This window comes from Paenibacillus macquariensis (genome assembly GCF_900156375.1).
Classification (GTDB): domain Bacteria; phylum Bacillota; class Bacilli; order Paenibacillales; family Paenibacillaceae; genus Paenibacillus_AQ; species Paenibacillus_AQ macquariensis.
On record NZ_FTNK01000002.1, the window covers coordinates 460,083 to 480,119 of the forward strand.

Sequence of the window (20,037 nt, forward strand, 5' to 3'; positions counted from 1 at the left end):
AATTAATTATCAACGGTGTTAAACTTATGTAGTTCTATATACAATGAGTAGTCGGAGGAAATGAATGTTAAATGTGATATATAGGCAATTAGCAGTAGAAGATTGTGAACGAATAAATGATATCAATCCATCACAATACATAAAAAATGCATGGAGAGAAGTCAACGGAAAGCGTCAGTTAGTGAAAATTGATTATCTAGATTCCGATTGGGCTAATGGTTACGAGCACCATTTCAATAATTTGAAAGAAACAATATTAAGTGGCGGCCATGCGATTGGTGCTTTTGATAGCGATAACAAGTTAATAGCTTTTGCGACGTTAAATGTAGAGTTCTTTGGTGAGAAGCATAATTACGTTTTATTAGACCAGTTATTTATCACATTAGAACATAGGAGTAAAGGGATAGGTAGAACGTTATTTTTGAAAATAGTAGAAATAGCACAAGCTTGGCAAGCGGATAAAATATATATTTGTGCAGGTTCTGCTGAGGAGACCATTGCTTTTTATTATGCGATTGGCTGTAAAGAGGCAGTAGAAATAAATAAGCAATTATATGACAGTGACCCGAGGGATATGCAATTAGAATTTCCGATATTTCGGAGGTGATCCTGGGGGGGGATTCTCCATGCAATCGAGAGGAAGAGTAAAAATGAAGGACAGCATAACATTAAAACAACTATCAAATATAGCTGAAGCTGATATATTAAATCATGAATTCTCACAGCGTTATAGATGGTATAGTCAAGGTGACTATTTTCATAAATGCTTAGAAGAGAATCATGAAGGGATACGAATAACATTAATGGCGTTCTACGAGGATTCGTTAGCAGGATGCTGTCATATTCTTTACAATTCACAATACCCATACTTCCGTAATGATAATATACCCGAAATTAATGACTTGAATGTATTCCCTGAGTATAGAAGAAAGAAGATTGCTAGTAGAATATTTGATGAATTAGAACGAATTGCTTCAAATAAATCTAGATATATAGGTTTGGGTGTTGGGTTATACCAAGATTATGGTAACGCACAACAAATGTATGGTAAGCGAGGGTATGTGATGGACGGGAAAGGAATGACATATATGAATAATCAAGTACAACCAGGCCAACCCGTGATGGTTGATGATAATCTGCTGATATATTTAGTGAAAGAATTGTATTAAAGTATTTTTGTAACATGAGTTTTTTTGGGAATCGCGATATGGATATGTTCTTCCACATAATAATAGTCATTACTAAGATCAAAGGAGACAAACATGCAAAGTTGTTTGAATTGTAAGAAAGAGTTTAAGTACACACAAGTATTGAGCTCCATTGTAGGTCAGTTTAAATGGAAAATTGTCTCCTGTAATTACTGTGGAAGGGATCATAAGATCACCTTATTTTCTAAATTCTTAATATCTACTTCGATAATAGCCTTTCCTATAGTCATGGTTCAATATATTTTCCCAGACCCTCCGTTATTTGCTGTAGCCTTATTATGGTTCGCTGCTTGGGTAATCACAATATTAGCAATTTCTCCATATTTCATTAAATTTAAAGAATAGTTATTACTGATGGAGGTTCCAAATGAAAATTGATTTCAGGAATTTTGATATTTCTTGTTATGATGAAGTGACTGATTTTCTGATCAAATTATCACAAGATGACCGAAAACATATACATTGGAATTGGTCTAGGTGGGAGTGGATGTTTTTCCATCCTGAATTTAATCGTGACTTAATGGATACCATTGGATTGTGGTATTGTAATGACGATTTAGTAGGTATAGCAACCTTTGATCACTATTTTGGCGAAGCATTTTTTGCAACAAAAACAGGTTTTGGAGAATTAGACAAAGAGTTATTAGAATATGCCATTGCTACTTTCAGTAATGATAATGGCCTTGGGATTGCGGTGAACGATACGGATACATACACGTTAGACTTATTACAAAATAGGGGATTTGTGAAGAATGATCAGACTGAAAACATACTTGAATTTACACTCGAGAATGTGAGTCTTGATTATATAACTCCTGAAGGTATAACAGTAAACAATATTGATATAAAAAAGGACTTGTATAGGCATCAGAATGTGCTATGGAAGGGGTTTGAGAACGAAGGACAGGTGCCTGTTGATGAAACTACGCTTAATAAGCAAAAGACAATGCTGGCAGCAACGAATTTGAATTCCTCCCTACATATAGCTGCAGAAAATGAAGAGGGGGAGTATGTTGCATATTGCGGTGTTTGGTTTAGTCAGAACACTGATTATGCGTATGTTGAACCTGTATGTACAATTCCGGAGTATCGGGGTAAGGGACTTGGCCATGCGGTGGTATTGGAAGGCTTAAAGAGAAGCTACTCCTTAGGTGCAAAGAAGGCTTACGTTATATCTGATAATTCTTTCTACAAATCTTTAGGATTCCATCAGCATTCACATTATACGTTCTATTGGCATAACATCTGATATTCCACCGCAGGGCTATATATTTCTCTGGAAATGTCGCAAAGTATAGCAAAAAGGACAATGACAATGAAGTCGTTGTCCTTTTTTGTTCAAACAATTATAAATTGACAAGTAAATTATTGACAAACATTAACAAACAATTCATATTAAGTAGTAAGTGATAAGTAGTAAGTAGGAACTAAATTATACCTCATACAATGTAAACATAAGAACACTTCAGTAGACGTGTAATAGGGGAGGATTACTATGCCGGATCTAACTTTAACACAACAATTTACAATGATTGCGCTAAATGCGCAGAGAAGTCTTGAGATGACTAACGCAAAGAAAGTAGCTCTTCGTTGCATGGCAGTAGCGGTTATTTTAGAGGTGTATTTAGACAGCGGTTTTACACAAGACAAGAATAAATTAGTTTTGAAGAAAGATGTACTTAACCATTCTCATTCAATACGTTACCGAGAAACGATTCTACAACCTTTAGGTCACACAATAGGTGATCTTAGTGGATGGCTGAAACAAGCTTCCTTGTTATCCAAAAGAAAACTAATAGAGTTTGAACACGCTATATCCGATACTCTAAAGGAAATGAGTTTACTAGAGGAAATTCCCCATATTCTAGGGTGTGACCTGTACTTCCATTCTGCAGGTGTTGAGATCAAAGGATACCGTAGCCACATTCAGGAATATACAATAATCACAGAGCATATTCGAGCAGAGATTCTGGAAGATGGCACGGTAACAGATGAGACAATTTGTATGCTTTGGCTTCTTCGTGAAAGCGGATGTATGCATGATTTTTTTTCGAGGAATGAGTTAGAACAGGTGAGTGCAAGAATGTATCGGTTACATCAAGCTAATCCACTGGGCAAGGCATTGTATAGAATTCGAATCCATCGCGGAATCGAGTTAGCGATAAAACAATTCCTCCGCATGAAAAAAGTGGCAGTCAAAACACCTGTGGGCAGCGGTTTGAATTTTCTATTTCCAATCCTTGAACGTTCGCAATCGGTGTTCATTGATACGGAGGCGATGTTTTCTAATTCAACGAAAAGATTACACGATGTGAGGATGCGGTTAGAGTCCATGGGCCATGCGGTTAAGGTCTTAGGGGATGGCACGATTCCAATAATTAAAATAGATAATACTGTATATGAAGCGATTCCATATGCCACATACGGGAGAGTGCCCATTCATGGTGTACGTCTTCTCCCGATACACCCAAGTTAAAGGAGTCGTGGAATTATGTCTAGACAACGTTCCATGGAGACTATATTAGCCTCTGAGTTCGTATCTATAGGAGAACTAGTACGGCTAACGGAATCTCGCTATAGTACACTGAAGTTTTACACAGAAGAAGGTATGCTATCTTTTGAACAGGCGGAAGAGAATCTGACACGAAAGTTTAAAAGACAGACAACCGTTGCACGTATTCTTTTAATTAAAGAATTGAAATCAAACGGATTATCTATCCCACAAATTAAAGAAACTCTCGAAATGGATAAATGAGTATTATTAGATTACGGAGGCAGATAATAGTTCGGGTTATGATCCTAATGACTGAAGTTTAGTCACATTAAAAAAGTTGTGGCAGCATAAGAAATAACCGGCAACCTAAGGTTGGCCGGTTATTTGTGTTTCAAGGTATTCCAATAAAAATTAACTCGCAAATATATGTTTCCCAATTTTTAAATTTTGAGGGCGTGTCCAGATCCAAGCACTGGTAGCTGTATCTGGATTGAAATAATAGAGCGAATTCTTGCTTGGGTCCCATCCACGAACGGCATCTAATGCAGCTAAATAAGCGGTTCGGTTTGGAGTAAGCCAGTACTGCCCATCATCAACGGCTGTAAAAGCTCCCTTTTCAAATACGACACCTTTAATGGTATTTGGAAATTGGTTAGATTGTATGCGGTTCATGACAACAGCACCAACAGCCACTTGTCCAGTATAAGATTCCCCGCGAGATTCGGAGTATATCGTTCTAGCCATAATATCCATTTCATTGATATTTAAAGAGTGTTTTTTCAACACACTCCAAGTTCTAGAACCAGTGATTCCATCTGCGCTCAATCCATATTCCTTTTGAAAACCATACACAGCTGATTTAGTGTGTGCACCATACTTCCCATCTAATTCCTGAGTATAGAAACCATGTGTTTTCAATCGATATTGCAGATCCCATACGTCTCCTGAAGAACTCCCTGAATTCAATACGGGTGCTGCACTTGCTGAATTCATCGTAGAAGCCATGCTTATAAGACCCAAAAGAAGCAACATTGTAAATAATTTTGTTCTAATCATAGTAGCCTCCTATTCTCCAAATATTATAGATTCACTCATACAATGAGACAACAGTCAGTTATTGGAGGGTCATTTAATAATTCCCATTACCACGCCATGCACCAAAGTAGAATATAGACCACAAGATTGAATGAGAGCGAAAAGTAATATTGAGTATTAGGTATTTACAATTTAAATGAATAGGAATACAATTAGATAAAAGTTGCCTTGGGTAAACATATTTGTATCATGTCAAACTAATTTCGGAGGAGCAACTATGTCTGAACAAATAAACATTCAACGTGAAAATCAATCCATAATCCAAAAGCAAAGGGATAGACTGAATACTGAGACCATAATGAAGGGAAAAGGCATATCCAAACTGCTTCCATTCTTAGGTCCTGCTTTTATAGCTTCTGTTGCCTATCTAGATCCAGGTAACTTTGCCACCAATATTACTGCGGGTTCGCGATATGGCTATCTTTTGTTATGGGTCATCGTCTTCTCCAATTTAATGGCGGTATTAATTCAATCTTTATCAGCCAAACTAGGAATTGCCACTGGAAAGAACCTTCCCGAAGTTGCGCGTGAACGCTTCCCGAAGAAAGTGTCCTTATTTCTATGGATCCAGAGTGAAATAGTGATCATTGCAACGGACTTAGCAGAATTTATAGGAGCGTCATTAGGACTTTACTTATTGTTTGACATTCCTATGCTGCTAGCAGCTTTTATTACAGCCGTAGGCTCGTTTGCTATTCTGGAGTTACAACGCCGAGGCGTCCGTACATTTGAAGCAGGGATTAGTGCCATGATCCTCATTGTTGCATTAGCCTTTGCCTTTCAAGTCATCCTTGCTAAGCCTGATATCGGTGCTGTTGCTTTAGGTATGGTTACACCTAAGTTTCAAGGGGTAGACAGTATTTTACTAGCTGCTGGAATTCTTGGCGCGACGGTCATGCCTCATGCCATTTACCTTCATTCATCTCTCACACAAAATAGAATTGTTGGACGAAATCCGCGTGAGAAGAAACGTATTTATAAAATGGAATTATTCGATATTGTCATTGCTATGGCAATAGCTGGAGCTGTTAATCTGGCTATGGTGGTTATCGCTGCCGCATTATTTTTCAAAAATGGTCTAGTTGTAGAGGATCTAGAGGTAGCCTTTAATCAGTTCGGACAATTAATTGGCCCTTCTGCGGCCATCCTGTTCGGACTTAGTCTACTTATTGCGGGTCTGGCTAGCGCTTCTGTAGGAACGATGGCAGGAGATGTGGTAATGCAGGGCTTTATCAACAAACGTATTAATTTATATCTACGCAGAGCCATTACGACGATACCTCCTCTTGTCATCATATGGAGCGGTGTCGACGCTACGAAAGCCCTAGTTATGAGCCAAGTTGTACTATCATTTGGTATTGCTTTTGCCTTGATTCCACTCATTATATTTACAAATAATAAAAAGTTAATGGGGGATTTGGCCAATCATTCTTTCACTAAAGTAGTGGCCTGGATCATTGCAGCCATTGTTGTCTCGTTGAACTTATTCCTAATCGTAGAGATGTTCATTTAACTTACGGATGTACTAAACATAGATCGCTATACACAAAAATCCCTTACCTCTTATTCGAAAGAGGTGAGGGATTTTGATATACGTGGTCTGCGTTGATCTGATATTTATTATAGATCAACCTTTTTGATACTCCTATAGATAGGCGACCTATGAACGGTTGTGATTGATTTGTTATGGATCAATAGGATATACACTGCGTCCACTATAAAGATCAGAATATACAATATCGTCAATAACACGGATTGCGGGAAAAATGAATAGCTGAGAATGGAAGCACAAAGCGTTCCAATCATTTTGAAGAAAGCGATAGATATGGATTGACCTTGTAGCTCTTTGGTCAGTAGCATTTTAATGAAGAATATGGACATGACTAGATTAATACCAAAGGCCGAATAAAGAGACATCGTATCGTGAAATTCGATTGCCATGCCATACTGCACCAGAAAAGCTATGATAATTAAGGAAAAGACAGAAAGATAAAGCGTCCGTTTTGGTAATATTTTTGTGGAATAGTAGAGGTATTGGAGTAAGATGATACAGTCTAATAGAAACCATACTAAAGTAATAATTTGCTGAAGTGGATGAAATGGAAGTATAAAAGTTAATAGAAATTCCCAAGAAATATTTAAACATATAGCGGCAAAGGGCACGCCGTAAGTTTGATTCTTAAACCCTTTATAAATAATGAGTACATAGGCAATAGTCCAAAATAGAGAAATCCCAAACATCAGAAGAAATTCTAATTTCTGCGGTAATAGGTGCTCCATAATCATATCGTGAAACTCACATCCTTTTCAAAAATAATTGGCCGATAAGCGTATTTAAAATAGCCTGTCTATGTATATGAAACAAGCAATCTTAATAGACCATACCGCGCAAAGGGCGTTGGATGTAATTTCAGATCATAAGATTCTTGTAAGATGTGATAAGTATGGTATATTAGAAACCCTCCCATTATATGGTTTTAATCACAGAGCGGATGAAGCTTGTTCGTGGGAAGTAGTAGCTTGAAAATAATAAACAGGAGGACTACCTAGTTGCGCTGGCTTAAATGGGATCTTAATTTGAAAATCAGGCTGATGGGGGAAACGCTGTTTAACATGCTTTTCTGGATGTATTTCCCTTTCATGATCTTATTCTTTAGTGATGCATTTGGAAAAACCGTAGCCAGCCTGTTAATGACTGTGCCACCACTTATAGGGATTATAGGGGGCTTGTTCGGAGGTTATATATCTGACCGCCTAGGTCGTCGTCCCGCTATGTTGTTAGGATCATTCATGCAAGCAGCTATGTTTGGGTTATTCGCCCTGTCTTCGTCACACTGGCTTGATTATTTCGCATATATCGGAGTTGGGCTTGGCGGATCGATTTACTCACCTGCGAGTTCAGCGATGGTTGCTGACATTACACCTGAGAAGGATAGGAGAATGGTATTCGCTACTTTTGTAACCGGTAAGAATATAGGTGCCGTATTTGGACCGTTACTTGGGTCCATTTTCTTCATTCATTATCGAACAGAACTTCTGTGGATCTGTACAATCGTCACGTTGCTGTATTCCCTGGTGATCTTATGGAAGATTCGGGAGACAGTACCTAAGACGTCAAAGCTGTCGCAAGAAACATATACAATGAGCATGGTATTTAAGGAGCAATGGCATAACTACGGGGTAATATTACGGGATAAAGTCTTTGCTCTCTATATTGTGGCAGGTATTCTGGTCACTATTGCATTCATGCAGCTCGATATGTATCTTGCAACGTATGTCATAGAATACGTACCTGCTCAGACATTGCTTGCGTTCAAGAATTGGTCTTTCACTCTTAGTAATACGGAGATTTTCGGATGGATGCTTGGCTTAAACGGTCTAATGTTTGTTCTGTTAGTCATTCCTGTGACGAAGTGGTTCGAACATTGGAGTGACCGAAATATATTTATTACTTCCTCGATATTGTTCGGGTTAGGCATGTTTTTAGTCGGATTAACCACCAACGTATGGTTATTATTTATATTCACTTTTATATTTACAATTGGGGAACTATCCCGCTCCCCGGTGACTCAGAGCTTTGTTAGTGAGTATGCACCTGTGCATGCAAGAGGGCAGTATATCGGAGCATCTAACCTACAATATACGATGGGCCGATTAATTGCCCCACTGACGATTTTTCTTTCTTCTTGGCTTGCCCCTATAGGGGTGTTTGGCTTCATTTTTCTAGTTACACTGATAAGTGCTGTTCTGTACGTAAAACTTTTTCAACTAACAAGCAATAAAGCTTGTAATTAATTTCAGAGTGAATGTGTTATTATATAGAAAAAATCGAAAGGTGGAGTATACATATGATCGTCGTTACGACCGAAAACATTCCGGGATATAAAGTCAAAGAAGTCAAAGGGATGTGCTTTGGACTGATTGTTAGGAGTCGAGGCCTTGGTGCTGACATCAAAGCAGCATTCAAAGGTTTAGTAGGAGGCGAAATCAAACAGTTCACTTCATTGCTAGAAGATCTTCGGAAAGAATCGATGGACCGCTTAGTACAAAATGCTCAGGCCATGGGGGCGAACGCCATTGTGATGGTCCGCTTTGATTCAGGAGAAATTGGAAATACGATGGGCGAAATTGTAGCATACGGCACCGCCGTAGTGGTTGAAAAAGACAAAGAATGAGTTGGATTCTTGGCTATTATGGCGTTCAGTTGGTTATCGTTGTGGTGATCATTATCTTATCTGTGCTTTTCTATGACAAACGCTATAAAAAAAGAAAGTCTGAGGTTATTCCCAATGGGTTTATCCGTACGGAGGAAGTTAACGTAGATCCCGTTACGCATGAGAAGCAACGAGTTTATTACAACCCGGATACGGGAGAGCGAATTTATATCCGTGAATAAAGTAACAACAGATCTGATAGAAATGATAGCGGGGGAGCTTCCTATGTGGTAGCTCCTTTTTTCTATTGAGTTTCGATGAAAATTAAAGCAGTCTATTTCGACAAAATCACGCATTTTACACCCATATAAATTCCGTGTTTTGAAAAGTATAATATATGCCTACATTCATGATGAAGTAAGTCGTCACATGTAAGTTGTGCAACCGGATTTGATTCAATGAAACGGTAGATTATTACTCGAGTTTCGAATAAAAGTCGGTTGCATTAATTTGATTCATGAGCATTTCCCCTTGCTTTTTATTCACTTGCGTAGTAAAGTGACATTAAGGTTAGCGATGGGGGGAAACGAAATGCGTAATAATACGTTAGGATCGTTAATCTGGTTACGTTTAATGCGTTTTACGAACCAAAGTAACCAGATGTCGAATGATTTTCTGAAACGATTTGATTTAACGACTGCTCAATTTGATGTACTCATGCAAATAAGCATCTATCAGCCGCTAACGCAAATGGAATTAGCTGAGAAAGTGACCGTTACGCAAGGAGGTATTTCGCGTATGCTCGTACGTCTCGAGAACGAAGGGTATATCGTTCGTAAGCAAGATTGGAAGACAAAGACGATTAGCCTCACAGCGAAAGCTGTTTCTATTTTAGAGCAGGCGATGCCTGAACAACTTGCATTTCAGACTTCATTTTTTGATGATGTATTGAATGAAGAAGAACAAACAACACTATACACATTGATGACACGTGTTCATAAACATAGCCAAAAGAAAGAATTACCGCCTGAGTAATTTTTTTTACAATATCAATTGATTAGTCAAGCTAGAAGAGGGAGGAATTGAAAAATGTATACTATTCCAGGACATCATCATATTTCAATGATTACCAAAGACGCTCAAATCAATAATCAATTTTATCAAACCATACTAGGACTACGCAGAGTGAAAAAGACGGTGAATCAAGATGATCCTAAGATGTATCACTTATTCTACGGAGATTTAAGCGGTAGTGCAGGAACGGAATTGTCTTTTTTTGAAATGATCAATGCAGGAAGTACGGTTCGTGGCACGAATGCAATCACACAAATTGGCTTACTTGTTCCGTCATTTGAAAGTCTAGTATTTTGGAAAGAACGTTTTGAATCATTCGCTGTACAGCAAGGTGAAATTACAAGTTATGCGGGCAGAGATGCTTTACACTTTGAAGACTCAGAAGGATTGCGAATGATCTTGATAAATAATAATGGCGAAGAAGTTCCAGAAGATTGGTCATCATGGGAAGAATCCGTTGTCCCGCAACAGCATCGAATCATAGGAATGGGCCCAATTGAAATAATGGTACGTCACTTAGATCGCTTAGCCACAACATTAACGGACATGTTTGGTTATATAGAAGTATCCCGATCTGCTGATGAAGCGATTTATCAATCTGTTGCAGGGAAGTCATTTGGAGAGATTGTCATCAAGCAACAAGAAGGAGCTAGTGAGAAACCTGGAAGAGGTAGTATTCATCATTTAGCCATTCGAGTTCAGAACGAAGCGGAGTTACGTTATTGGGATCAGGTCGTTAAGAAACGTGGCTTCCACTCATCGGGGATTATAGATCGTTATTACTTCCAAAGCTTGTACTTCCGTGAATCTAACGGTATTTTATTTGAAATTGCAACCGATGGGCCAGGGTTCACCAAAGACTCAAGCATCGAAGCGCTTGGTATTGGACTAGATCTACCACCATTTCTAGAAGAACGACGTGCTGAAATAGAAGCGAATCTAACACCACTTGATTAAACCAAAAGGAGAGAGTAAACATGGAGAAATATCGTATTGATGCAAGTAAAGGGCTTGAATTCGGCTTATATTCGATAGGAGACTATTTAGCTAATCCACATACAGGAACAAAGATTAGTCCTGAACAACGTATCCAAGAATTAATTGAGGCAAGTAAGTTAGCGGATGAGGCAGGTCTTGATGTATTTGCAGTAGGTGAAAGTCATCAAGAAGATTTCACAACACAAGCACATACGGTCATTTTAGGAGCTATTGCACAAGCCACAAAGAATATCAAAATTGCAAGTTCGGCAACCGTGTTAAGTACATCTGATCCTGTTCGTGTGTACGAAGATTTCGCAACAATTGATTTGATCTCTAATGGTCGAGCTGAAATTGTTGCTGGGCGTGGTTCACGCGTAGGGGCATATAGTTTACTTGGATATGATGTACATGATTATGAAGAATTGTTTGAAGAAAAGATGGAACTTCTGTTGAAGTTGAATAACGAGAAATCAGTAACTTGGAATGGTCAATTCCGCGCACCGTTGAACAATGCTACCATCTTGCCGCAACCGCTAACGGGTCAATTGCCAATTTGGCGTGCAGTCGGTGGTCCACCTTCTAGTGCGATTAAGGCTGGTTATGCAGGAGTACCCATGATGCTGACAACGCTTGGAGGTCCTGCTATCAATTTCAAGGGATCCGTTGATGCGTATCGTGAGACCGCGGCTAAGCGGGGATTTGATCCAGCAACGCTTCCGGTTGCGACAACAAGTTTATTTTATACAGCAGCAAATTCTCAGGATGCACTTCGTGAGTACTATCCTCATATCAATTATGGTATGCAGGCATTACGTGGTGGCGGTTATCCCAAACAACAATTTGCACAATCTACAGATTATCGTGATGCGTTAATGATCGGTAGTCCGCAACAAATGATCGAGAAAATGCTTTACCAATATGAATTGTATGGTCAACAACGCTTTATGGCTCAAATTGATTTCGGTGGTGTGCCGTTTGATAAGATTGCTAAAAACATTGAGTTGATTGCAACAGAAATTATGCCTGCGATTAAGAAACATACAGCGAAGAAATAAGGAGTGAGTAGGATGAAGATTGTTGCCATTGCAGGTTCTATTGTAGGGTCTAAAACAAGAACAGCGATAGATTATACCTTGAATATAGCTCGTGAGAAATATCCTGATGCAGAGATTACATTACTAGATCTTGCTGAATATAACGTGGTGTTTAGTGATGGACGTAATTATATGGAATATGAAGGGGATACTAAGGTTGTAACGAAAACCATCATGGCGGCAGATGCTATTATTATCGGTACTCCAACTTTTCAAGCCTCTATCCCAGCGACATTAAAGAATATATTCGATTTATTGCCTGTTAACGCTTTCCGAGATAAAGTCGTGAGTATGCTTGTTACCGCTGGAACAACGAGACATTACTTAATGGTGGAACAGCAGCTAAAACCCATTTTAGCCTATATGAAGGCACATATCGTACCAAAGTACGTATTTATCGAAGAGAAGGATTTCCATAGAAAAGAAATTATCAATGATGATGTACTTTTCCGTATGGAGCGTTTAGTGGAAGATACAGTGTTATTAGTGGAAGCATACGCAGGTATTCGTAAAGCGAAAGATACGGAATATGACTTTTAACTGAAGATCAAAAATTGGATAAAAGAAACCTAAATCGAAGGCACTACTGCGATACTCGTGACAGCAGTGCTTCAAATAACAAACGGCAAGTTGAATCTATTTTTTAGGTTCAATTAGCCGTTTGTTTTTTTGATTCTATGAAATTCGGAAGGAAAGATTTCATAAAGAAACACTTCTCCTAAAAGCTAAAGCTTAAAATCTGCGATATCTACGATTCCTTATTAGCATCTCCACGTTATCAGCGATACGGTTTACCCTTTCTCCCACTTGCGGACTTACACGACCTTGACGAGTACTTTCTATGATAATACCAATCTTTAATTTTCAGTAATTGAATTGTTCGCAATCTAACAGAAAGTAGATCATTTTAATAGAATGATTACATCATCTCATTATAATCTATACCCTTGATATGAATAATTCATTACCTCTTGAAGAATGCTACCGCTGTTCTAATTAGATATGTCCCTAGTGTGTAGGGGACAAACCCCACTATCTTTCTTTTGAATTTGTCAAGGGCTTTGATTACAATTTTAAATAATATCAAGTAGTAAAAACCTTATATATTTCAAAACCGCAATTGGATATCGTTTTCCAAAATTTCGGCCAGCTTGGTTTTCGGCTACTTTTTTACAAGGAGCGTAGAATCATGAAGAAACCTAGTGAAAGAATAGTCCAAATGACCCGGTTTCTTCTTGCATCGCCAGGCCGCTTTGTAACCGTACGTGAGCTATCAGATGAATTGGATGTAAGTGAAAAGACGATCAAACGCGAGCTATCAGCTATGGAAAAATGGCTTAGTGGTTATGCACTTACGCTAAACCGCAAACCTGGAGCTGGTCTTATGCTTGAAGGAGAGCCTGCAGCTTTCGACTCTGTTCAAGACGCGTTAGAAAGTTTCAAAGCACCAACCAGCTATTCCCGAGATGAACGCAGCTATTTTATCATTAGTGAGCTTTTGCTAAGTTCTGAACCCATCAAGATTTTCGCCTTTGCTTCTAGATTTAAAGTGACCGAAGGTATGCTCAGTCATGATCTTGATCTTATAGAAGGATGGCTCGAGGCTTTTCATATTAAGCTAATGCGTAAGCCAGGATATGGTATCTACGTAGAAGGGACGGAAAAGGATTATCGGGCCGCACTTATTCATCTGCTTCATGAGAGTGTGGATGAATATGAACTGATTCGCCTGGTTAGAGATCCGATGAATGAAAGCGGACAAGTGATTGGGCAGATTCATCATCATATTCGCAGCCGTCTTCTGAATCTTGTTGAAGATAACACGATCATTATCATTGAAAAGTATTTGACAGAGCTTGAAGAAAAAACGGGAATGAAGCTGACAGACAGTGCCTTTATTGGACTGGCCGTTCACCTTGCTCTTGCTATCGAGCGAATAAGAATAGGACAGCATATTAAGATTCCCCCAAGCGTACTTAGCGAACTGCGACTACACCCTGATTTCAATGCTGCTCAGATGCTTGTACAAAGCTTGGAAGAAGCTCTTGGACTGACAATCCCCGAAGATGAGATTGGCTATATTACGATGCATTTAAAGGGTGCACAGACAAGGATTCAAATCGAAGAAGCAGTATCGGATGTAGCCTATGAGAATGTCAGTTTTGAACTGGTTCGGCTTGCGCGCCAAATTCTCAAAAAAGCAGAATCGAAAACTGGCTTTGAGTTGAAAAGTAACAGTAAACTTTTCTATGCTTTTATTAGCCATTTGGGTCCTGCCCTTGAGCGTTTAAAGCTTGGGCTTGATATTAGAAATCCCCTTCTCTCACAGATCAAAGAGCAATATGCCATTACCTATGAGATCGCAAGGGAGTGCGCGAATGTTATTGAGGAATATTTAGAAAAGCCTGTACCAGAGGCAGAAATCGGTTACATTGCTTTGCACATCGCTGCGATGTCTGAGTATGCAGGGGTCAAGTACAGACAACGATCCATCCGAGTCTTAATTGTATGTGCAAGTGGTATGGGTACTTCGAGTCTCCTGCAAACAAGAATAAGAAAAGAATTTCCATCGCTACAAATTGTCGATGTAATCTCTGCTGCAGAGGTTAGCGAACTTGATGAACAAGTCGATCTTGTCATCACAACAGTAGATCTGACGAGTAAGAGGCAGGTCGTTAGAGTATCTCCTTTGCTTGGGGAAACAGATATGAAGAAAGTAAGAACAGCTCTTGAACAGCTTGAACCTTTACCGGAACTTCAGCCTGCTTTGAGTGAAGAAATAGCTTATTTACCTGATACGTTGGAGAAACAAAAAAATTTGATCCAAGGCATTCAAGATCTCATGAATAATCTGGTGATTGAAGATCAGGTACACTCAAGGACCATCACTGAGTTGATCTTTAAGGTTGCGAAGCAGTTCACCGCTCAAGAGGATGATGCATCTACGTTGATTCGTGAACTACATGATAGGGAACGACTTGGGAAAACCATTCTTTCTACCGAGGGAATTTTTTTATTACATTGCAGGTCGACAGTGATTCATCGTCTAACGCTAGGCATTATCCGCTTTAAGGAACCGATGACATACGGAACAGAGGATGATGCTAATCTCTATGCTGCCATCATACTATTAGCTCCTAAACAAAGCGAACGTACGTATCTTGAAGCGGCAAGTGAAGTCAGCAAATCGCTGATTGACCGTCCAGGTTTTGCTATTCGTTTAAGTGTAGCTCGGCAAGATGCCTTAACGAAAGAAATTCAGGGTATTTTGAAAGACTTATATTTACGAAAAATGGAACAATACACAATGGAGGTAGAACAAATATGAGTACGCTAGAAGCTACTAGTGGATCCGTCACTAAAAAAACAGGAAACATCAAGCAAGCAACCCAAAAATTTGGTCGTTTCCTAAGTGCAATGGTTATGCCGAATATCGGTGCTTTCATTGCTTGGGGTCTATTGACTGCGCTCTTTATTGAAGCAGGATATTTCCCAAATGCTACACTGGCATCCCTTGTGGATCCAATGATTAAATATCTTCTTCCTCTACTGATCGCCTACAGCGGCGGTAAAGCCGTTCACGATCACAGAGGTGGAGTAATAGGGACCATTGCTGCAATGGGAGTTATTGTAGGAGCCGATATTCCAATGTTTATCGGTGCCATGATCATGGGTCCGCTTGCTGGATGGGTAATCAAACAGTTCGATAAATATATTGGAAGTAAAACACCTTCTGGTTTTGAAATGCTCGTAAATAACTTCTCTGCCGGGATAATTGGTATGGTTCTAGCCATTGGAGGACTTTACGGTATCGGTCCCATTGTAGAGTCATTTACCAACCTTCTCGCTTCAGGTGTGGATACAATGCTGGCTTGGGGAGTTCTCCCACTCGTATCCATCTTTATTGAGCCGGCCAAAATTTTGTTCTTGAACAATGCAATTAATCACGGAATCTTAAGTCCTATTGGAATTCAGCAAGCAGAGACCACTGGGAAATCCATCATGTTCTTGCTTGAAGCAAATCCAGGACCTGGTCTTGGAGTGTTGCTCGCTTACTCGATTTTTGGTAAAGGTTCCATCAAGGGTTCTGCACCGGGCGCAGCAATAATCCATTTCTTTGGTGGTATTCATGAGGTTTACTTCCCTTATGTCCTGATGAAACCAATTATGCTCGTATCGGTCATTGTCTCCGGTATGGCAGGTGTATTCACATTTAACTTGCTGGATGCAGGTCTGATTGCAGCATCATCCCCAGGTAGTATTATTGCCATCATGGCATTGACGCCAAAAGGAGCATATATTCCTGTTCTTGCGGGGGTTCTTGTAGCAACCGTTGTATCGTTCTTGTTGTCTTCTCTATTCTTACGCAGATCTTCTACAAATGAAGAAGACTTGGAGAAAGCAAGAGAAGCAGTTGCAGATATGAAGAGTAGCAGTAAAGGTACTGCCACAGCTCCAGTAGCTAACTTGGAGAATAAAACAACAATTAACAAAATCATCTTTGCTTGTGATGCAGGTATGGGTTCTAGTGCGATGGGTGCTACTTCATTCCGTAAAAAAGTAAAAACAGCCGGTCTGCCGATCGATGTAACGAACACAGCAATTGAGAATATTCCAAATGATGCAGATATCGTTGTTACTCAGCAGAACCTGACACCTCGGGCACAAGCAAAAGCTCCAAATGCGATTCATATTTCAATTGATAATTTCGTGAACAATCCGATTTATGACAAGTTGATTGAAGATTTAAAAGCAAAACAGGGGCAAAATCCGTCACCTGTTGCTGACTACGCGAAAGAAGATTTTTCAGGCGCAATTGAAAAAACAGTTCCTGAAGTCGTGAAGCATCTTTCTGATGAAACGAAGGGTAGCGAGGTTCTACGTAAAGAGAACATCACACTTCATCTTCCATCCGTAAGTAAGGAAGATGCCATACGCCGTGCGGGTGAATCTCTTGTTGCAGCTGGCTACGTAAAACCACACTATGTGGATGCCATGATTGAACGTGAAGGTATAGCAACCACTTATATTGGTAATGGGGTAGCGATTCCTCATGGAGTAGGCGCCGCGAAGAAGGAGATAGAGACGAGCGGTATCGTCGTTCACCAATATCCAGAAGGTGTTGAATTCGAAGGTGGACGCGCTTATCTAGTCATTGGTATTGCTGGCGCAGGTAGAGAACATATGCGGATTCTTACCAAAATTGCGGAAGCGATCGAAGACGAATCGACAGTGCATAGACTGGCACAATCTAAGGATCCTAACGAAATTTACAGCATCTTCGGAGAATAAAGGATACTCTAATCTTCATTACGAAAGCAGGTTTATCATATGAAAAAAGCAATTCAATTTGGAGCAGGGAACATCGGGCGTGGTTTTATCGGTGCCCTTCTCTCCCAAGCATCTTACCATGTCGTATTCGCAGATATTAATGAGCAAATGATAAATGAACTGAACGAGAAAAAAAGCTACCAGATCCATATTCTTGATCTGGAGCAAAGACAAGAAACGATCACTAACGTTTCCGGTGTACTCTCGAATGGTCCAGATATAATAAATGAATTGGCTGAAGCAGATTTCGTAACTACTGCGGTAGGTCCAAATGTCCTTAAAATCATTGCATCTACCATTGCAAAAGGTATCGAAGCGCGTAGAGAAGCGGGTAGAGGGATTCTTAATATCATTGCTTGTGAGAATATGGTCGGTGGAAGTAAGCACTTGGAAGAACAGGTATACAGTCATCTATCTGAAGAGGGTAAATCGTATGCTAAAGACAATGTTGGGTTTGCTAACTGTTCAGTGGACCGAATTGTACCTCCTTATCAAGGTGATAACATTCTTGATGTTGGCGTTGAGTCCTTTTACGAGTGGATCGTTGAAGAACCTTCGCTTAAAGGTGAAGCACCTCAAATTCCAGGAATGAAGCTGACGGATAATCTGCTTGCTTATGTACAGCGTAAGTTATTTACTTTAAATACCGGTCATGCGATTACTGCTTATCTTGGTTATCTAGATGGTATTGAAACGATTGAAGAAGCCATCAATAACGATTCCATACGAAAAGTGGTTCGACAAGCTATGGAAGAGAGTGGCGATGCGCTCATCAAGAAGCATGGTTTTGACAAAGAAGAACATTACAAATACATCGACAAAATTGAAAAACGTTTTAAGAATCCATATATTCGCGATGAAGTGATTCGTGTAGGTCGAGAACCTCTGCGTAAGCTGGGTCCAGCAGACCGCCTTGTAGGTCCCGCCAATATTGCCATTGACTATGGTTTACCACATGAAGCGCTTTTGAAAGGTATTGCAGCCGCATTCCATTATGATAACTCACAAGACCTACAGTCCAAAGAGTTACAAGGGGAAATTGCAGAGAAAGGCATTGAAGCTGTTGTATCCTCTGTTACCGGATTTGCTGAGGGCAGCGAAGATTACCGTATCATCTGCGAGCAATATGCGAAGACTTCCAAAGTATAAATTTATTACTCGAAACTAAGCATAATGTTAAAAAAACACCATCCTTAGGAGATGGCGTTTCAGACTGTAGACAAACTAACTTAATCTAGTTTGCCTACAGTCTTCTTTGTTTAATGCGGAATTCTATATTTCTCACCATTTGACTAGCTAGAATGGTATTTTTTTCAACGAGATGCCTTATCAGCCTTCAGCTTTTGGCATTCTTCACATATTGAGATGGTGTCATCGACATATACTTTTTAAACACCCGGGTGAAGTAATTAAGATCGTTGAAACCGACCATAAATGCGATATCGGTAATAGATATCTTCCCTCTTTGCAAATGAAGCTTTGATTCTTCGACTCGCTTCTGATTGATATAATCCATCATCGTCATCTGAACTTCCTGCTTGAATTTGCGTGACAGATGCGAGGGGTTCACATGGATATCTGCAGCAATATCTTGTAGCGTCAAAGGCTTTTCCAAGTTCAGATCTATATAGTTCACCGCATTTTTGACAATAACGCTATACTTTCGGGTAGAGTATGCCTGTACGGCTTCACAATATTCTTGTATGATTACAAAGTTTAATTTTTTGATGTTCGGCAAATTGGTAGCTCTTTCGATCGTTATCGAGAATCTCTCAGAAATCGTATCCAGGTAAACAGGATGTAAACCGCCCCTTTCTGCAGCAACTCTGCACAACGTATTTAGGGTAATAAGTAAGTTTTTGGCCGAACGAATAGGGCTTTCTGGAATCCGATCAGAAACATTCGAGAAGCTGTTCCCTTCATTGAGTATTTTGGCTAACTCAACTTTATCTCCTCTCGCAATGGCCTCCATCAATCTCCTCTCAAATTCATATCTGAACTCGATTGTTGTTTGACTTTCCGCAATCTTGGTGTCTTGTTGTAATTTATCGAGAACGGGCTTAACAATTTCTGGTGTTATGATTTGGGAATCGGTATGCGGATGTAGACATAAATTAACGATCAATTCTCCTAGACTATTTGAATCATTGCTGCTAATGACAGATAAAGAGCGATAGAACTCTTGAAGCTGCTTGCGTTCACTGACAGGTAGGTTGTTTCTCGCAATGATATCACTGATGAAATCCGTATCAGGAATACTGGAAAGAAAGGGACCGGTGAGGACGAACCCACAATAAGTCTGATTTCTCCTTACACCAACGACGATATATTCTAGTCCAAATGTATTTATATAGTACAAGAAGTTGTTCGGCTTCGCTGTCTGCAGGGCCTCGTTGATCGATGAATATACATGGTCTGATTGTTGCAGGGCGGGAGGCATGTGATGATCCACCAATTGCAACATGATGCGATCTTGCTTATCCACAAATCTTGTATCCATTCTCGTATACGTATGCAGCAATTGCACTGTTTTGTTGAAATGGCGCCAATCAAATTCTAACTCTTCCAGCGGTGATCATCCTCTCTATTACTATTTATGGAAAAAG

20 protein-coding genes and 1 pseudogene are annotated in these 20,037 nt (G+C 39.6%); 17 read left to right on the forward strand and 4 right to left on the reverse strand.

Annotated elements, in window-relative coordinates:
- The first annotated feature begins 64 nt into the window (after positions 1-64).
- From BW961_RS05125 to BW961_RS05150, 6 genes are all read left to right on the forward strand, one after another.
- Positions 65-607, forward strand: coding sequence for a GNAT family N-acetyltransferase (locus tag BW961_RS05125; protein WP_068581561.1), 543 nt, complete (start codon positions 65-67; stop codon positions 605-607).
- A 19-nt stretch (positions 608-626) separates the two neighbouring features.
- Complete coding sequence (locus BW961_RS05130; protein WP_244555875.1) at positions 627-1,169, forward strand: GNAT family N-acetyltransferase; 543 nt, start codon at positions 627-629, stop codon at positions 1,167-1,169.
- 93 nt (positions 1,170-1,262) lie between these two features.
- Positions 1,263-1,553, forward strand: coding sequence for a TIGR04104 family putative zinc finger protein (locus BW961_RS31860; protein ID WP_068581564.1), 291 nt, complete (start codon positions 1,263-1,265; stop codon positions 1,551-1,553).
- A gap of 22 nt (positions 1,554-1,575) precedes the next feature.
- On the forward strand, positions 1,576-2,457 hold the full coding sequence (locus BW961_RS05140; RefSeq protein WP_068581567.1) for a GNAT family N-acetyltransferase: 882 nt from the start codon (positions 1,576-1,578) through the stop codon (positions 2,455-2,457).
- A gap of 246 nt (positions 2,458-2,703) precedes the next feature.
- Positions 2,704-3,684 (forward strand): hypothetical protein, encoded by a 981-nt coding sequence (locus BW961_RS05145; RefSeq protein ID WP_068581570.1) that lies wholly within the window; start codon positions 2,704-2,706, stop codon positions 3,682-3,684.
- 15 nt (positions 3,685-3,699) lie between these two features.
- A complete protein-coding gene (locus BW961_RS05150) occupies positions 3,700-3,963 on the forward strand; it encodes a helix-turn-helix domain-containing protein (RefSeq protein WP_068581575.1) in 264 nt (87 codons plus the stop codon).
- A gap of 150 nt (positions 3,964-4,113) precedes the next feature.
- Here BW961_RS05150 and sleB read toward each other — a convergent pair whose 3' ends face one another.
- Positions 4,114-4,707, reverse strand: coding sequence for a spore cortex-lytic enzyme (gene sleB / locus BW961_RS05155; RefSeq protein ID WP_244555885.1), 594 nt, complete (start codon positions 4,705-4,707; stop codon positions 4,114-4,116).
- A gap of 346 nt (positions 4,708-5,053) precedes the next feature.
- Between sleB and BW961_RS05160 the strand changes: the two genes are divergently transcribed.
- Positions 5,054-6,310 carry an Nramp family divalent metal transporter gene (locus tag BW961_RS05160; RefSeq protein WP_280175184.1) on the forward strand — a complete coding sequence of 419 codons (1,257 nt, stop codon included), beginning with the start codon at positions 5,054-5,056 and terminating at the stop codon, positions 6,308-6,310.
- A gap of 107 nt (positions 6,311-6,417) precedes the next feature.
- Here BW961_RS05160 and BW961_RS32115 read toward each other — a convergent pair whose 3' ends face one another.
- A complete protein-coding gene (locus BW961_RS32115) occupies positions 6,418-7,083 on the reverse strand; it encodes a transmembrane-type terpene cyclase (protein WP_068581582.1) in 666 nt (221 codons plus the stop codon).
- Positions 7,084-7,347: 264 nt separating this feature from the next.
- Between BW961_RS32115 and BW961_RS05170 the strand changes: the two genes are divergently transcribed.
- The 7 genes from BW961_RS05170 (at position 7,348) to BW961_RS05200 (ending at position 12,640) form a co-directional block, all read left to right on the forward strand.
- Positions 7,348-8,592: an MDR family MFS transporter gene (locus BW961_RS05170; protein WP_068581583.1), complete on the forward strand. Its 1,245-nt coding sequence runs from the start codon at positions 7,348-7,350 to the stop codon at positions 8,590-8,592.
- A gap of 53 nt (positions 8,593-8,645) precedes the next feature.
- Positions 8,646-8,972 carry a YbjQ family protein gene (locus tag BW961_RS05175; protein WP_068581586.1) on the forward strand — a complete coding sequence of 109 codons (327 nt, stop codon included), beginning with the start codon at positions 8,646-8,648 and terminating at the stop codon, positions 8,970-8,972.
- The gene (locus tag BW961_RS05180) at positions 8,969-9,193 is read left to right on the forward strand and encodes a hypothetical protein (RefSeq protein ID WP_068581591.1); all 225 of its coding nucleotides are present in this window, start codon (positions 8,969-8,971) and stop codon (positions 9,191-9,193) included. The genes BW961_RS05175 and BW961_RS05180 overlap by 4 nt, the downstream gene beginning before the upstream one ends.
- Positions 9,194-9,542: 349 nt before the next feature.
- On the forward strand, positions 9,543-9,986 hold the full coding sequence (locus tag BW961_RS05185) for a MarR family winged helix-turn-helix transcriptional regulator (protein WP_068581594.1): 444 nt from the start codon (positions 9,543-9,545) through the stop codon (positions 9,984-9,986).
- A 54-nt stretch (positions 9,987-10,040) separates the two neighbouring features.
- The gene (locus BW961_RS05190; RefSeq protein ID WP_068581596.1) at positions 10,041-10,982 is read left to right on the forward strand and encodes a ring-cleaving dioxygenase; all 942 of its coding nucleotides are present in this window, start codon (positions 10,041-10,043) and stop codon (positions 10,980-10,982) included.
- 20 nt (positions 10,983-11,002) lie between these two features.
- The gene (locus BW961_RS05195) at positions 11,003-12,061 is read left to right on the forward strand and encodes an LLM class flavin-dependent oxidoreductase (RefSeq protein WP_068581599.1); all 1,059 of its coding nucleotides are present in this window, start codon (positions 11,003-11,005) and stop codon (positions 12,059-12,061) included.
- A 12-nt stretch (positions 12,062-12,073) separates the two neighbouring features.
- Positions 12,074-12,640: an NADPH-dependent FMN reductase gene (locus BW961_RS05200; RefSeq protein ID WP_068581601.1), complete on the forward strand. Its 567-nt coding sequence runs from the start codon at positions 12,074-12,076 to the stop codon at positions 12,638-12,640.
- A 188-nt stretch (positions 12,641-12,828) separates the two neighbouring features.
- Here BW961_RS05200 and BW961_RS31085 read toward each other — a convergent pair.
- Positions 12,829-12,955 (reverse strand): annotated as a pseudogene (locus BW961_RS31085) (NADPH-dependent oxidoreductase); the annotation flags it as partial.
- Positions 12,956-13,289: 334 nt separating this feature from the next.
- On the opposite strand from BW961_RS31085, the gene BW961_RS05205 reads away from it, so the two are divergent.
- The 3 genes from BW961_RS05205 to BW961_RS05215 are packed head-to-tail and all read left to right on the forward strand — an operon-like array spanning position 13,290 to position 18,580.
- Positions 13,290-15,428 carry a BglG family transcription antiterminator gene (locus BW961_RS05205; protein WP_068581603.1) on the forward strand — a complete coding sequence of 713 codons (2,139 nt, stop codon included), beginning with the start codon at positions 13,290-13,292 and terminating at the stop codon, positions 15,426-15,428.
- A complete protein-coding gene (locus tag BW961_RS05210; protein ID WP_068581608.1) occupies positions 15,425-17,392 on the forward strand; it encodes a PTS mannitol transporter subunit IICBA in 1,968 nt (655 codons plus the stop codon). The genes BW961_RS05205 and BW961_RS05210 overlap by 4 nt, the downstream gene beginning before the upstream one ends.
- 39 nt (positions 17,393-17,431) lie before the next feature.
- Complete coding sequence (locus BW961_RS05215) at positions 17,432-18,580, forward strand: mannitol-1-phosphate 5-dehydrogenase (RefSeq protein ID WP_068581611.1); 1,149 nt, start codon at positions 17,432-17,434, stop codon at positions 18,578-18,580.
- A gap of 187 nt (positions 18,581-18,767) precedes the next feature.
- On the opposite strand, the gene BW961_RS05220 is transcribed toward BW961_RS05215, so the two are convergent.
- Complete coding sequence (locus BW961_RS05220; protein WP_244555876.1) at positions 18,768-19,916, reverse strand: helix-turn-helix domain-containing protein; 1,149 nt, start codon at positions 19,914-19,916, stop codon at positions 18,768-18,770.
- Positions 19,917-20,037: the final 121 nt, after the last annotated feature.